Source organism: uncultured Actinomyces sp. (assembly GCF_963526355.1).
GTDB lineage: Bacteria > Actinomycetota > Actinomycetes > Actinomycetales > Actinomycetaceae > Actinomyces.
Map to the genome: position 1 here is coordinate 212,902 of NZ_CAUROW010000001.1, position 14,962 is coordinate 227,863.

At 64.2% G+C, this 14,962-nt stretch carries 9 protein-coding genes; 1 reads left to right on the plus strand and 8 read right to left on the minus strand.

Annotated features, from left to right (window positions below; translation table 11 throughout):
- Nucleotides 1-54: 54 nt before the first annotated feature.
- The 8 genes from RWR81_RS00910 to polA form a co-directional block, all read right to left on the minus strand.
- Nucleotides 55-1,059 (minus strand): TerC family protein, encoded by a 1,005-nt coding sequence (locus RWR81_RS00910; protein WP_314453025.1) that lies wholly within the window; start codon nucleotides 1,057-1,059, stop codon nucleotides 55-57.
- A gap of 327 nt (nucleotides 1,060-1,386) precedes the next feature.
- Nucleotides 1,387-2,628 carry an arginine deiminase gene (locus RWR81_RS00915; protein WP_314453028.1) on the minus strand — a complete coding sequence of 414 codons (1,242 nt, stop codon included), beginning with the start codon at nucleotides 2,626-2,628 and terminating at the stop codon, nucleotides 1,387-1,389.
- Nucleotides 2,629-2,687: 59 nt separating this feature from the next.
- Entirely contained in the window at nucleotides 2,688-3,950 is a 1,263-nt protein-coding gene (locus RWR81_RS00920) for a basic amino acid/polyamine antiporter (RefSeq protein ID WP_314453029.1), read from the minus strand.
- A gap of 465 nt (nucleotides 3,951-4,415) precedes the next feature.
- Nucleotides 4,416-6,512 carry an excinuclease ABC subunit UvrB gene (gene uvrB / locus RWR81_RS00925; protein ID WP_314453032.1) on the minus strand — a complete coding sequence of 699 codons (2,097 nt, stop codon included), beginning with the start codon at nucleotides 6,510-6,512 and terminating at the stop codon, nucleotides 4,416-4,418.
- Between the two features lie 392 nt (nucleotides 6,513-6,904).
- The gene (coaE, locus tag RWR81_RS00930) at nucleotides 6,905-7,555 is read right to left on the minus strand and encodes a dephospho-CoA kinase (RefSeq protein WP_314453035.1); all 651 of its coding nucleotides are present in this window, start codon (nucleotides 7,553-7,555) and stop codon (nucleotides 6,905-6,907) included.
- A 98-nt stretch (nucleotides 7,556-7,653) separates the two neighbouring features.
- Complete coding sequence (locus RWR81_RS00935; protein ID WP_314453211.1) at nucleotides 7,654-9,378, minus strand: hypothetical protein; 1,725 nt, start codon at nucleotides 9,376-9,378, stop codon at nucleotides 7,654-7,656.
- A 206-nt stretch (nucleotides 9,379-9,584) separates the two neighbouring features.
- Nucleotides 9,585-11,036 carry a 30S ribosomal protein S1 gene (rpsA, locus tag RWR81_RS00940; RefSeq protein WP_314453038.1) on the minus strand — a complete coding sequence of 484 codons (1,452 nt, stop codon included), beginning with the start codon at nucleotides 11,034-11,036 and terminating at the stop codon, nucleotides 9,585-9,587.
- A gap of 306 nt (nucleotides 11,037-11,342) precedes the next feature.
- Nucleotides 11,343-14,084: a DNA polymerase I gene (polA, locus tag RWR81_RS00945; RefSeq protein WP_399497775.1), complete on the minus strand. Its 2,742-nt coding sequence runs from the start codon at nucleotides 14,082-14,084 to the stop codon at nucleotides 11,343-11,345.
- 227 nt (nucleotides 14,085-14,311) lie between these two features.
- Here polA and RWR81_RS00950 point away from each other — a divergent pair, with 227 nt between their 5' ends.
- On the plus strand, nucleotides 14,312-14,920 hold the full coding sequence (locus RWR81_RS00950) for a PaaI family thioesterase (protein ID WP_314453044.1): 609 nt from the start codon (nucleotides 14,312-14,314) through the stop codon (nucleotides 14,918-14,920).
- Nucleotides 14,921-14,962 lie beyond the last annotated feature (42 nt).

Sequence of the window (14,962 nt, forward strand, 5' to 3'; positions counted from 1 at the left end):
ATCAGACAGTACCCAGTCGGCAGGGGCCGGGGCCTCCTCCTGCCGACTGAGACGTCAGGATGCGACCTCGGCTCGCCGGGCGTTGGAGCGCGACTTGAGGACTGAGGCGATGACGGTGATGGCGATCGTGGTGACGATGACGCCCAAGGAGACCCCGATCGAGGCTTCAGGGATGCCGTGCCACTCCTCACCCCCGTTGATGAACCAGACCTCGTTGGTGTGCAGGGCGTGAACAATGAGCTTGAGACCGATGAAACCGAGGATGACGGCCAGGCCGTAGTGGAGGTAGATGAGCCGGTCGAGCAGCCCGTCAATGAGGAAGTAGAGCTGACGCAATCCCAGTAGGGAGAAGGCGTTAGCGGAAAACACCAGGAAGGGCTCGCTGGTCAGCGAATAGATGGCGGGGATGGAGTCGACGGCGAACATGACGTCGGCGGTGCCAATGGCGATGATGCACAGCATCATGGGGGTGATCATGGTGCGCCCGGCGTGGCGGTGAATGACCTTTCCTCCCACGAACCCGTCAGTCATGGGGATGACGCGCGCGATGAGCTTGACGAAACCGCTGGGTTTGTACTCCTCATCCTCATCGTCGGGCTCCTCAACGCCCTCACGGGCCTGCGAGAAGGCAACCCACAAGAGCCAGAGCCCGAACGGGTAGAACACCCAGGAGTAGTTCTCGATGAGCGCGGCCCCGGCCAGGATGAAGATGAGCCTCAGGACGAGGGCGATGACGATCCCTGCGAGAAGCACCTCCTGCTGGTACTTCCGGGGAACCTTGAAGGAGGACATCATAATGACGAAGACGAAGAGATTGTCGATGCTCAGCGCCTTCTCGGTGATGTACCCGGCCAGGTACTCCTGGGCGAAGCCACCACCCCACACGAACCAGATGATGCCGCCGAAGACCAGCGCCATGGCGATGTAGGCGACCGACCATACGGCGGCCTCCTTCATGGTGGGCTCGTGCGGGGTGCGCACATGACCAACGATGTCGATAGCGATGAGGGCCAAGATGATGGCCGCCAGGCCGATCCACCCCAAGATGTGGACGTCCACGTATTCTCCTCCGGTACGGAACTGGTACCGGAGGTCTCCTCCCGCCACGGGCGCCGGCGCTCAAGGCTCGTGCCGCTCTGGCCGCGACGCCGGGAACGCAGAGCCGCGTGTGCCCGCGCCACCGTGATGACGACGTCGCCGTTGGTTGGGAGTACTCCCCTCCGTGTATAACGTCTGAGAGTCTAACGTGCTAACCGGCGCCGGCACATGAAGTGGCCCGTCGTGCAGGTGTGGGGTGCCTGACGTCGCCGCCTAACCCACGGCCCCCGGAGGCGGCAAGGACATCACCATTATGACCCTGACGTCAGTGCTCCGAAGCCGGCTCGATCAGTAGACCGGGTCCCGATCAATCGGGCAGGTCATGCAATGACCACCGCCGCGGCCTCGGCCGAGCTCGCTGGAGGGGATCTCCAGAACCTCAATGCCCGCGGCGCGCAGGTTGGCGTTGATCGAGTAGTTGCGGTCGTAGGCGACGACCACTCCCGGGGACAGGGCCACAACGTTGTTGCCGTCGTTCCACTGCTCGCACTCAGCCCCGTAACGTCCTGCGGTGGACATGACCGGGGTGAGCTTGACATCCAGGGCCTTGGAGACGACGTCGACGAAGTAGCCCTCGTCGTAGGTGACCTTGATGCCGCCGCGCTCGGTCTCGTCGGGGCGCAGGGAGAAGGTGTCCATGGCCCGGACGACCGGCTCGTAGACGTTGACGACGTCCTCGGAGCACACTGTGAACACGGTGTCCAGGTGCATGGCGGCGCGCTCCTTGGGCATGCGGGCGGCGATGACCCGCTCGGCCGAGCCCGCGTCGAACAGCGACTTGGCGATCTGGCTGACGGCCTGGAAGGTCGAGCGCTCGCCCATGCCGACCAGGACGATGCCCTTGCCGATCGGCATGATGTCTCCGCCCTCGATGAAGGTGTGCCCCATGTCCTTGTCGACCGTGTCCAGCCAGACGTTGTAGTCGTACTTGAACATCGGGTGGTAGCGATAGATGGCGGTCAGCAGGAGAACCTCGCGTCGGCGGGCGCCCCAGAACATCCGGGACAGCTCGACGCCGTCGTAGATCCAGGCAGAGTTGTCGCGGGTGAACAGGGTGTTGGGCAGGGGTGCGATGAGCATCTCGGGGTCGTCGCTGTTGACGTGGTAAGGAGAGATGCAGCTGCCGAACACGTCCTTGGGCACCTCGTCGGACACGAGGCCGCCGATGAGGAGCTCGCCGAGCTCGGCCGAGGGCATCTCGTCCATCCAGTCGCGCAGGTCCTCGGCGACGCCCACGCCCATGGTGGCGTGGTTGACACGGCGGTCCAGGATGAAGGCGCGGGCCTCGGGGATGTCCAAGACATCGGCGAGCAGGTCACGCAGCTCGAGGACATCGATGTCGCGCTCGCGCATGAGTTCGACGAAGAAATCGTGGTCACGCTGAGCCTTGGGGACGTCCAAGACATCGTCGAAGAGCAGGTCGTGGCAGTTCGACGGAGTGAGGTGCTCATGGGAGCGCCCGGGACGGCACACCATGACTCTGCGCAGCGTGCCAACTTCAGAGTAGACTCCGTGCTTCTGATCGCTCATTGATTCCTCTTTCTCGGTGGCGGCGGTGCGTCCCCGCACAGCCGAAGTGGTTGACAGGGTTATTGGATAGACAGTGCGCCGGAGGCCAGGCCGTGGACGGCGTAGACGGCCACGGCGGCGAAGAGTGCGACGAGTCCCCACTCGACAGTGGTGAAGACCTTCGCCTTCTGCTCGCGACGGGCCCACACGAAGAACGGCACGCCCAGCAGGTAGAAGATCGCGGTGGACAGCAGGTACACCCGACCGGCGGCGTAGAGCAGCCACACGCCGTACAGGGATCCGAAAACGCCCACGATCAGGTCGACCGCCCGGCCTGCTGAGGGCTCCCTGACCGCGACGAGCAGCTGGTAGAGGGCCGACAGAAGGTAGGGCGGGAGGATGAGCGAGGAGGCCAGGAGGATGAGGTTGGTGTAGGTCGAGGCGTTGAAGTAGGTCCACACGAGGAAGGCCTGGACCAGCACCATGGTCAGCCACAACGCGTTGGCGGGCGTGCCCTTGGCGTTCTCCCGTCCGAAGACCGAGGGCAGGAGGCCCTCCTGGGCGGGGACGCGTATGATCTCGGCCGCCATGAGGAACCAGGACAGCAGCGCTCCGAGCAGAGAGATGATGAGGCCCAGGGCGATGAACTTGGCTCCCCAGGCACCGACGGCTGCCTGAAGGACCCCGGCCAGGGAGGGGTCGCTGAGCTCGGCGAGCTCGGGGCGCGACATGATCCCGTAGGACAGGATGTTGACTGCCAGGAGCAGGGCGAGGACGGAGACGAAGCCCAGAATCGTGGCCCGCCCGACGTCGGTACGGGACTTGGCTCGCTCGGAGAAGACAGAGGCGCCCTCGACGCCGATGAAGACCCACACCGTGACGAGCATCATGCTCTTGATCTGGGACAGGACCTCGCCGGAGCCGGATCCGTACTCAGAGCCCCAGAAGTCATGGGTGAAGACGTCGAGCTTGAAGGCGAGCAGGCCGATGACGACGAAGACGATGAGGGGCAGGACCTTGCCGATGGTGATGAGGGCGTTGACGATGGCGGCCTCGCGGACGCCGCGCAGGATGAGCATGTGGAACAGCCACATGATGACCGAGGCGACGCCGATGGCCAGGGCGGTGTTGCCAGCGCCGAAGCCCGGCAGGAAGACGCCGAATGAGGCCATGAGGAGAACGAGGTAGCCGACGTTTCCCATCCACGCCGAGATCCAGTAGCCCCAGGCGGAGGAGAAGCCGACGAGGTTGCCGAAGCCGGCCCGGGCGTAGCCATAGACTCCGGCCTCGATCTCAGGCTTGTTGACGGCCAGGCGCTGGTAGACGAAGGCGAGCATGAGCATGCCGAGGCCCGTAACGATCCATCCGATGATGAGCGGCCCGGGGGGCGGCGGCCTTCGCCATCTGTTGGGGTAGCCCGAATATCCCACCTCCGATCATCGATCCGATGACCAGTGCGGTCAGGGCGGCCAGCGAGACCTTGTGGGTCGAGGGCTGTTCGCCTCCGACGCTTGCGCCGTCGGCGTCTGTAGTTGTAGTGGTCATGTCCAGTTCTCGCTCCTTTGCGAGTACGACGGGTATGCGTTCCAACGGTACGGCTGCTCGGCGACGCCGACAACCGAGAACGACTCATTGATAGAAAGTCGGTCACCGTAATAGAGTTTGCATATTTATGCGAAGTTCGCAGGACGGCGCAGCGAAACGCTTTCAATAGCGCAGGTTATTCCAGCCTCGTGATACTTATGCAGGACGGCCACTCGGGACTAAAGCCCCGATTCAATGGTTCGGCTGCGCCCCGGACCGGCGCCTCAGTCGGCGGCGCGCATGGCGCGCAGCTCCTTCTTGAGGTCCTGGATCTCATCGCGTAGCCGGGCGGCGAGCTCAAAGTGGAGGTCCTCGGCGGCGGCGTGCATCTGCTGAGTGAGCTCGTTGATGAGTTCGACGAGGTCGTCCTGCGCCGCCCCGGCGAGCTTCTCACGCACTGTGGCCTCGGCCGCGTGCTTGCGCCGGTTGCGCACTGAGGAGTCCTCGTGACCCCGATAGCCGCCGGCCAGCAGATCGGCGGTGTCGACGTCCTCACGGGCGAGCATGTCAGTGACGTCCGCGATCCTCTTGCGCAGCGGCTGGGGATCGATGCCGTGCTCGGTGTTGTAGGCCAGCTGCTTGGAGCGGCGTCGTTCAGTCTCCTCAATGGCCTCGGCCATGGCCGGGGTGATGGTGTCGGCGTACATGTGGACCTCGCCGGAGACGTTGCGGGCGGCGCGCCCGATGGTCTGGATGAGGGAGCGGGTCGAGCGCAGGAAGCCCTCCTTGTCCGCATCCAGGATGGACACCAGCGAGACCTCTGGCAGGTCCAGACCCTCGCGCAGCAGGTTGATACCCACGAGGACGTCGAAGCGCCCCAGCCGCAGTTCGCGCAGAAGCTCGACGCGTCGCAGGGTATCGACGTCGGAGTGGAGGTACTCCACGCGCACGCCCCGTTCGGCGAGGTAGGTGGTCAGGTCCTCGGCCATGCGCTTGGTCAAGGTGGTCACGAGGATGCGCTCCTGGTGCTCGACACGGGTGCGCACCTCCTCGAGCAGGTCATCGATCTGCCCCTCGGTGGGCTTGACGACCACCTTGGGGTCCACCAGCCCAGTGGGCCGGATGATCTGCTCGACGACGCCGTCGGATCTCTGGGTCTCATAGTCACCGGGGGTGGCCGACAAGTAGACGGTCTGACCGATGCGGTCCTCGAACTCGGCGAAGGTCAGGGGCCGGTTGTCCAGAGCGGAGGGAAGACGGAACCCGTGGTCGACCAGCGTGCGCTTGCGAGAGGCGTCCCCCTCGTGCATGGCGCCGATCTGGGGAACCGTCACGTGGGACTCGTCGATGACCAGGAGGAAGTCCTCAGGGAAGTAGTCAAGGAGGGTGTTGGGCGGGGTGCCGGTATCGCGCCCGTCGATGTGCAGGGAATAGTTCTCGATCCCTGAGCACATACCGATCTGTTGGAGCATCTCCAAGTCGTACGTGGTGCGCATGCGCAGGCGCTGTGCCTCCAGGAGCTTGCCGTCGTGCTCGAGCTGGGCCAGGCGCCCGGTGAGCTCGGCCTCAATTCCCTCGATGGCCTTCTGCATGCGCTCAGGGCCGGCCACGTAGTGGGAGGCGGGGAAGACGAAGACCTGCTCGGCGGTGTCGATGACATCGCCGGTCACAGGGTGGAGGGTGGCCAGGGCCTCGATCTCGTCACCGAAGAACTCGATACGAATAGCGAGCTCCTCGTACATCGGGATGATCTCCACCGTGTCCCCGCGCACGCGGAAGGTGCCGCGGGTGAAGTCGATGTCGTTGCGGGTGTACTGCATCGTCACGAAGCGCCGCAGGAGATCGTCCCGGTCGATCTGCTGGCCCACCTCAAGGCTCGTCATCCGGTCCACGTACTCCTGAGGGGTGCCCAGTCCGTAGATGCAGGACACGGAGGACACGACGACAACATCACGTCGGGTGAGCAGTGAGTTGGTGGCGCTGTGGCGCAGACGCTCGACCTCGTCATTGATGGAGGAGTCCTTCTCGATGAAGGTGTCCGTCTGCGGGACGTATGCCTCAGGCTGGTAGTAGTCGTAGTAGGAGACGAAGTACTCGACCGCGTTGTTCGGGAGCAGCTCGCGGAATTCGGCCGCCATCTGGGCAGCCAAGGTCTTGTTCGGCTCCAGGATGAGGGTGGGGCGCTGGACCTGCTCAACGAGCCATGCGGTCGTCGCGGACTTTCCGGTACCGGTGGCGCCCAGCAGAACGATGTCCTTCTCCCCCGCTCGGAGGCGTTCGGTCAGCTCTGCGATCGCCGTGGGCTGGTCACCGCTGGGCGAGTAGGGGCTGATGACCTCGAAGGGCTTGGCTGCGCGCTGGAGCTCGGTGACGGGTCGCATGCACTCAGGCTACGCGGTCCCGCAGGCACATATAACGACACCCCCGATCGCATGACCAGACACCCTCGTACCCCTGAGATGGTGTCGTCACCACACTGATACGCCCTTGTGCCTAAAACAGGAGTAATTCGATCAGTTTCACCTATTACAGTAGGGTCCGCCGGACGCCAAGTCGTCCCGTTCCATATTCATGGGGCCCACTGAAGCCCCTTTCCTTCATCTTCCTTCATCCCCTGAGCCCAAGGAGCTTTCATGGCTTTCATCGTTGCCGTTTCCGCCACGATTGTCGGCGCCCTCGGACCGGCCCGTACAACCTCTCGACGCTGCAGCTGAGCCCTCGTCACATCACCGGCACATAGCACCAAGCACGCCCAAAGACATCACCACCGGCTTCAGGAGGTGGGCCCAGCCTCCATGATTCGAGTACTCCAGAGTCTGTCGACAGCCGCACGGAGCTCATCAGTCGATCCGGAGTTGGGCAAGACGACGTCAGCCACAGCCCGACGTTCCTCGTCTGTCGCCTGTGAGGCGATACGGGCCAAGGCCTCATTGCGTTCCATGCCCCGATCGGCAAGTCGTTCCAGACGCAGTTCGAGATCGGCCTCAACGACGACGACAAGATCGAACAGGTCCTGCATCTGCCCTTCGACGAGCAGAGGGACATCGTAGACCGCCACCTTCCCAGCCGGAACCGTCTCCATCCGGGCCCAGGCCTCAGCCGCGATGAGAGGCAAAAGAATCTCCTCCAACCGCGCGCGACGCAACTCGTCGGAGAAGACCACACGCCCCAGAGCGTTGCGGTCGAGTGAACCGTCGGACGCGAGGACCCCCTCCCCGAATTCCGTTACGACCGCTGCAAGACCATCACTGCCTGGGCTGACAACATCACGAGAGATCTCGTCGGCGCGGGTCACAACCGCACCGTGTTCCTCCAGCAGCTCGGCAACGGTCGATTTTCCGGCACCAATGCCACCGGTCAGCCCCACGCGCACAGCACGATCCAGAGGAAGGCGAGTGGTCCGAGGTGCGGGTGTGTGACACATGGCCTCATCATGCCGTGAGCCGCCCGGATGAGGCCAGCGTGTCCCCGACAGCGGTTGCAGAAAATGCCATGGGACCGGTCAGCCGGGTTCCGGAGCCCCTACTCCTCGGTCTTGATCGTTGCAGTCGCCCCCGGGCGCCGCCTTCCTCCTCGGCCCCGCCCATAGGGCGCGATACGCTCCTCGACCCGGGCCAGGACCTCAGCCGCCCTGCTCGGAGGACGTGCACAGCGGGAGGCTTGGGTCGATGCCCGCGAGATGACCTCTCGGACAATCGGTGCCCGCGAGTTGTCTTCCTCGACCCCCTCAACCAGAACCTCCGCGAGTGCGGAGAGGACCTGCACCGCGATAAGAGGGTCGCCGACCGCGTCAACAAGTACGCCACAGCGTTCCCCGGGACGGTTCATCGGCCAAGTAGCCATCGCATCACAGCACTGCTGCCATGCCTGCTGACCAGCGGCATTGTCACCACGCGCCCGGGCAGCGTGCGATGCCAGAGCCAACGCGGCGCATGCGGTCTCCGTCCACCCCTGGCTCAGGCTCAACTCCGCGGTGTCGAGGTGTTCCTTCTCCGCACGTTCATTGGCACCCAAGGCCGCCAAAAGCCGACCAAAAGCCAGGCGGAGGTCGACGACCACTTCTAGGGCCGAGTCATCAACTACTTCGGAGAGCGAGGCGCTGACTGTCTCCGCCGTCGACATGGCACGATCACGCACCGACTCCATGCCGTAGCCGCGAGCCAGCGTGAGCAGTTCACGCGTCTCCTTGAGCAGGACGCTCTGATTGCGGAGTCGGGAGCGGTCGGCCGGAACCGCACTCGTCACTGTTCCGTACGACCGACTGGCCAGGCCCGCGGCTTCAGCAGCCATCCTCATCTCAATCCGGTACGAGACACCGTTGTTGCCGTTACGAGTATCAAAGCGGACGGCAATACCGCGCACGAAACCGGTGATGCGGTCATAGGCGTGGGCAACAGTGTCCCAGGCCGTGAGGTCCAGATCCCCCCAGGGGGTCTTCCAGCTCAACGAGGTACCCAGAGCACGTTTGCCGTAGTCGGCTCGATTGGCCGCCCGCATGACGAGGGCCAGCCCGATTGCGGTGTTCATCAGCCTCCAGGCCGAGGCTTCCGACACACCCTCCACGTTGGTGTGACGCATGAGTGCGATGGCCCGCTGCCACTGGCAGGAAAGGCCAAGGTACTCGAGCCTGTCACCAAGGGACTGGAATGCGGCTACTGCAGGCAGGTGGAGCCGGCTCAAGGAAGCGAAGACGTCCTCGGCCTCAACGATCCGTTTGTGAGCTAAATAGGGAATCAGAACGGCTCCCAAGCCCTGCGCAGTCTCCACGGGATTGGCTTCCGTACGGTGTGGCGCGGCGGTTGTGGTGCTGATGACGCCGGAGTAGTCGTCATGCATACGGGCGGTAGCCAGTACTGCACCGGTGTCGATCGAACCAAAGGAGAACAGCCGCGCCTCGCGAAGCTGCTCAAGCGCCTCGTCACGCTGCCCGAGGACACCGGAGAGCTCCACCTGCGCGTAACGCAGCGGAAGAGTGGAGTAGCCATGAGTAATCCGCATGCGCTCGCAGAAGGTGATCGCATGCTCGAGCGCCTTCTTACTGGTGTCGGGATCCTGGCCGAGCTGAACCAGCCACACCCGGTCAACCGCGGACAGGGCCCGTGCCACATGATCAGGCGACTCCTCCGGTTCTGGTCCTTTGACATCATCCGGCACGACGACCTTCCGCAGAGCCGCCACACTGGCACGACTGGGGCTAACGAGATCGACTTCCTCCAGAGCATGGGCAATGTCGTCCCAGCAGCTCATCTTGTCTCCATCGGTTGTCATATGCGGATCCTCCCACTTCGAGGAAGCACGGCGCACCAGCACCAGTCCCAGCCTTGCACAGTGACTGCTTCCGGGCGATGGGGAGAAGGTACCGCACCAGCACCGGAGGGCCCCTGCCTGCGGTACAGGCAGAGACCCTCCGAGAATGTCAGTGATCAGTCCAGATCAGCGACAATGGCTGTTACTCAGTTCCCGGTGAGCTTCTCGCGTAAGGCTGCCAGAGCCTCGTCAGAGGCCAGCGTGCCGGAGGCCTCCGAGGGAGCCGAGGAGTAGGAGGCGTTGCTCGCCGGGGCAGGAGTACCGGAGTCCTGCTCCTCCTCCATCGCCTTGGCGACCTGGGCCTTGTGAGCCTCCCAGCGAGCGTGAGCCGCTGCGTACTCGGCCTCCCAGGCCTCGCGCTGGGCGTCGTAGCCCTCGAGCCACTCGTTGGTCTCCGGGTCGAAGCCCTCGGGGTACTTGTAGTTGCCCTGTTCGTCGTACTCGGCCGCCATTCCGTAGAGGCTGGGGTCGAAGTCCTCTGACGTGGGGTCTACACCCTCGTTGGCCTGCTTCAGCGACAGGGAGATACGACGACGCTCCAGGTCGATGTCGATGACCTTGACGAAGACCTCGTCGCCGACCTTGGCCACCTGCTCGGGAACCTCGACGTGACGCTGCGCCAGCTCGGAGATGTGGACCAGGCCCTCGATGCCATCCTCGACGCGGACGAAGGCACCGAAGGGAACGAGCTTGGTGACCTTACCGGGGACGACCTGGCCGATGGCGTGAGTACGGGCGAAGGCCTGCCACGGGTCCTCCTGGGTCGCCTTGAGGGACAGGGAGACGCGCTCCCGATCGAAGTCGACGTCCAGGACCTCGACCGTAACCTCGTTGCCGACCTCGACAACCTCGGAGGGGTGGTCGATGTGCTTCCAGGACAGCTCGGAGACGTGGACGAGGCCATCGACACCACCCAGGTCCACGAAGGCACCGAAGTTGACGATGGAGGAGACAACCCCGGAACGGACCTGCCCCTTCTGAAGGGTCTGCAGGAAGTTGGTGCGGACCTCGGACTGGGTCTGCTCGAGCCAGGCACGACGGGAGAGGACCACGTTGTTGCGGTTCTTGTCCAGCTCGATGATCTTCGCCTCGAGCTCGCGACCCACATACGGCTGGAGGTCGCGCACGCGACGCATCTCGACCAGGGAGGCAGGAAGGAACCCGCGCAGGCCGATGTCCAGGATGAGCCCACCCTTGACAACCTCGATGACGGAACCGGTGACGACGCCGTCCTCCTCCTTGATGCGCTCGATGGTGCCCCAGGCACGCTCGTACTGCGCGCGCTTCTTGCTCAGGAGCAGGCGGCCCTCCTTGTCCTCCTTCTGCAGAACAAGGGCCTCGATCTCGTCACCGATGGAGACGATCTCGTCAGGGTCGACGTCGTGCTTGATGGACAGCTCGCGAGCGAGGATGACGCCTTCGGTCTTGTAGCCGATGTCGAGGAGGACCTCATCGCGGTCGACCTTGACAACAGTGCCCTCGACGATGTCGCCGTCATCGAAGTACTTGATGGTCTCGTCAACGGCAGCGAGGATCTCCTCGGTCGAGCCGATGTCGTTGACGGCGACAGGGGCGGGGGTTGGCGTAGTGGTTGTCATTGAGTGGATGCTCCGAATGCGGATAGTTGGATCGGGTTGATAGAGACCGTGCGCTCCCCAGTGATGCGAACCGGCCCGGACCAATTCATCACCCTGGTTGGATTACTCTCATAGGAGACGCCCAGGAGCGCACGAGTGAACTTTAGCAGCACGTGACGAATCCGTAACTAGACGATCCTCAAGCATTTTCCCGTACATGCGTGCAATCGCTCACGTCGTCTGACGACTTGGTCTCGGATGGGTGGAACAACGATATCGTTTACATATCTACTGGTTTTTCAGGGGATGATCGTCACCATCGAGAGGCTAGTGGGCAGCCTCACGCCAGGTCCGCCCCCGTCCGACGGCGACGTCCAGAGGGACGGAGAGATCGGCCGCCCCTCCCATCTGCTCCTTGAGGAGGATCTCGACCGCTTCGGTCTCCCCGGGCGCGACCTCAACCAGGAGCTCATCATGAATCTGCAGGAGAATGCGGCTGGTACACCCCTGCTCGTTCAGCGCCCGGTCGACATCGATCATGGCCTTCTTGACAATATCGGCGGCGCTGCCCTGGATGGGGGCGTTGAGAGCCGCCCGCTCGGCCATCTCGCGGCGCTGCCGGTTGTCGCTGGTCAAGTCCGGAAGGTAGCGGCGGCGGCCGAACATCGTTTGGGTGAAGCCATCACGACGCGCCTGCTCCACCACGGACTCCAGGTAGTCATGAACCCGACCGAACCTGGAAAAATAGGCGTTCCTTAAGTCGGTGGCCTCGGTGTTGCCGATACCAAGCTGGCGGGCCAGCCCGAAGGTGGACAGGCCGTAGGCGAGCCCATAGCTCATGGCCTTGACATGACCACGTTGCTGGGCGGTGACATCAGTGACCTCGATGCCGTGGACGAGGGCGGCGACATATCGGTGCAGGTCCTCCCCACTGCGGAAGGCCTCGATCAGCGCCCGGTCCCCTGACAGGTGCGCCATGATGCGCATCTCGATCTGAGAGTAGTCGGCGGTCATGAGGCACTCGTAGTCCTTGCCGACGGTGAAGGCCTCACGGATGCGCATCCCCTCCTCTTGACGGGCCGGAATGTTCTGCAGGTTGGGGTCGGTCGACGACAGGCGTCCCGTGGCGGCGATGGTCTGCTGGAAGGTGGTATGGATGCGCCCATCGGTCTGAATCGCCTTGCGCAGTCCTTCGACCGTCTGGCGCAGCTTGATGGCGTCGCGGTGCTCGAGGAGGTTCTCCAAGAAGGGGTGAGAGGTCTTGGCGTACAACCCGGCTAGAGCCTCGGCATCGGTGGTGTAGCCGGTCTTCGTCTTACGAGTCTTGGGCATCTTCAGCTCGTCGAACAGGACGGCCTGGAGCTGCTTGGGACTGGAAAGGTTGAGCTCACGCCCGGCAGCGGCGTAGGCGCTTTCAGCCGCGTGAGTCACGCGGGCATCGAGCTCGGTCTCGCGGGCTGCGAGCGCGGCGTCGTCGACGGCGATGCCCGCGTCCTCCATGACGGTGAGGGTCGCAGCCACGGGCATCTCCAGATTTGTGAAGAGCTCCACGGCGTCACGGGCCGCCATCTGCTCGTCGAGCACGGACTGGAGCGGGAGCAGGACGGCGGCGCGGCGTGCACTGTCCAGACGGGCCATGGGAACGGCGTCGGAGGTGAGGGCCTCCAGGTCGAAGGCGCTCTGAGACTGATTATGGCCATCGGTCGACTGGGTCCCACCTTCGCCAATGGCGGCCAGGTCGATACCGAGCCATCGCTGGGTGAGGGTGTCGACGTCGTAACTACGCTGCTCGGGACGGCACAGGTAGCCGGCCAACGAGAGATCCGCGGTGACGCCGTCCAGTGTGATTCCGCGGGCATTCAGAGCGTGCCAACTCCCCTTGGCGTCGGCGATCAGCTTGGGTCGGTCGACGTCGGCGAGCACGTCGGCCAGGGCAGCCTCGTCCTCGGGCAGGATCTCGGTCAGATCGATGGCGACCGCTCGAGCGCCGTCCGAAAGTGAGACGAGCGCAGCATCGCCCTCCACCGGCCTGAGGACTCCGACAACGTCAACTCCCAGTGGCCGGGGACCATCGTCGACAGCCGCCAACAGATTGCTCTGCAACCACTGTGACAGGTTGCCCGCTGGAAGATCGTGACCAAGACAGACGATCTCCAACCTGCTCAGAGCCCCTAGTGGCCCGGAGTCCTCTCCTTCGGCGGCCTCGGCATAATCGGACGTGTCGGTGAAGGTCAGGGTACGCAGTGCCCGCTGGTGCAGGGTGCGAAACTCCAGAGCCTCGAAAATGCGTGCCAGGTCACTGCGATCGGCGCCCGCGACACGAAGGTCTGCCCGGGGAGTGATCCCCAGGTCCAGGTCGGTGAGCAGGTGGTTGAGGCGGCGGTTGCGCAGGACGTCGTCGAGGTGATCCCGCAGGGACTGCCCGGCCTTGCCCTTGATCTGATCGGCGTGAGCGATGACTCCATCGAGCCCGTCGTAGAGGTTGAGCCACTTGGCGGCGGTCTTGGGGCCCACGCCCGGAACCCCGGGGAGGTTGTCACTGGTCTCCCCCACGAGGGCAGCAAGATGCGGGTAGCGCTCGGGCGTCACCCCGTAGCGCACCTCGACCTCTTCCGGCGTCATCCGGCGCAGCGTTGAGACGCCCTTGACCGGGTAGAGCACAGTGCATCGCTCAGTGATGGTCTGGAAGGAGTCGCGGTCCCCGGAGCAGATGAGCACCTCCATCCCCTCTGCCTGAGCCAAGGTCGCCAAGGTCGCCAGAACGTCGTCCGCCTCGTAGCCCGGCGCCGTAAGGGCCTTCACCCCCGTGGCCGCCAGGACCTCCTGGATGAGCTCGACCTGTCCGAGGAAGGGCTGCGGCGTCTCATCACGGGTTCCCTTGTAATCGGCATACTCCTCAGTGCGGAAGGTTCCCCCCGGCAGATCGAAGGCGACCGCCACGTGTGTGGGTCTCTCGTTCTCCAGCAGCGAGAGAAACATGGAGACGAAGCCGTGGACAGCGTTAGTGGACTGGCCGGTTGACGTCGTGAAGTTGTCCACCGGCAGCGCGTAGAACGCGCGAAAGGCCATGGAGTGGCCGTCGATGAGAAGAAGACGTTCGGAGACCGGGTCCGAGGCGGTCTGGGGTGTTGGGCTGGTCGCAGAGGTGCTCACCGTGCCAGCCTAGGCCCATGAGCCATCCACGGTCCGACTCGCACCTCTCCCCCACCAGCGGTGGAGGGCCTTCCGACTCAGTGACTCGACCCGGTTCCCCGGCCTCTCCCGTGGCATCCACGCCACTTGACCCTTCCAGATCCATGCAGCCCAGCAGGTCTGGCGAGTCCGTCTCCGCCGAGTCGGTCGAGTCTGCCGACTCCTCTCCCTCACCCGCCATCGTGGGCCCCCTGGGCCCTGTGGGTCGTGTCACTGCCGCCTCCTACTCCGGGGCGAGTACCGCTGCCGTGGCCTTCCCGGATCCGGCCCGACGCCCATACCCCGACCCTCGCCCCGCCGGCTCAGCGGTCTCCGCTTCCAGTGCCTTGCACACGGTGCTGGAGGACAACGAGAGGGGGACCCTCATGGACACGCTCGGAATGGAGGTCATCACCCGCGATGCGGACAAGACCGAGGTCCGGATGCCCGTCGAAGGAGCCCGACAGGTCGTGGGGATCCTTCACGGCGGTGCCACTGCGGCACTGATTGAGACGGCCGCCTCCGTGGCGGCGCGTGCCGCCTCCTCCGACGACACGGTCCCGGTCGGAGCGGAACTGACGGTCAGCCATCTGCGGTCCGTGACTCAGGGCTGGGTGAAGGCCACAGCCGTTCCTCTGCACCGCGGTCGTCGTACCGTGGTCTATCAGGTGACAGTGACCGATGAGGACGATCGGATGATCGCGATCGGAACGCTTCGCAGCTTGTTCACCTGACGGATGGCAACGACGCCGCCCTGGCGACAGACTTCCTAACCA

What these genes read in the sequence shown, in the direction of transcription:
- RWR81_RS00915 (WP_314453028.1), bottom strand. Translation starts at nt 2,628, where the DNA reads ATGAGCGATCAGAAGCACGGAGTCTACTCTGAAGTTGGCACGCTGCGC.
- RWR81_RS00920 (WP_314453029.1), bottom strand. Translation starts at nt 3,950, where the DNA reads ATGCTCATGCTCGCCTTCGTCTACCAGCGCCTGGCCGTCAACAAGCCT.
- uvrB (WP_314453032.1), bottom strand. Translation starts at nt 6,512, where the DNA reads ATGCGACCCGTCACCGAGCTCCAGCGCGCAGCCAAGCCCTTCGAGGTC.
- coaE (WP_314453035.1), bottom strand. Translation starts at nt 7,555, where the DNA reads ATGTGTCACACACCCGCACCTCGGACCACTCGCCTTCCTCTGGATCGT.
- RWR81_RS00935 (WP_314453211.1), bottom strand. Translation starts at nt 9,378, where the DNA reads ATGAGCTGCTGGGACGACATTGCCCATGCTCTGGAGGAAGTCGATCTC.
- rpsA (WP_314453038.1), bottom strand. Translation starts at nt 11,036, where the DNA reads ATGACAACCACTACGCCAACCCCCGCCCCTGTCGCCGTCAACGACATC.
- polA (WP_399497775.1), bottom strand. Translation starts at nt 14,084, where the DNA reads ATGGCCTTTCGCGCGTTCTACGCGCTGCCGGTGGACAACTTCACGACG.
- RWR81_RS00950 (WP_314453044.1), top strand. Translation starts at nt 14,312, where the DNA reads ATGCAGCCCAGCAGGTCTGGCGAGTCCGTCTCCGCCGAGTCGGTCGAG.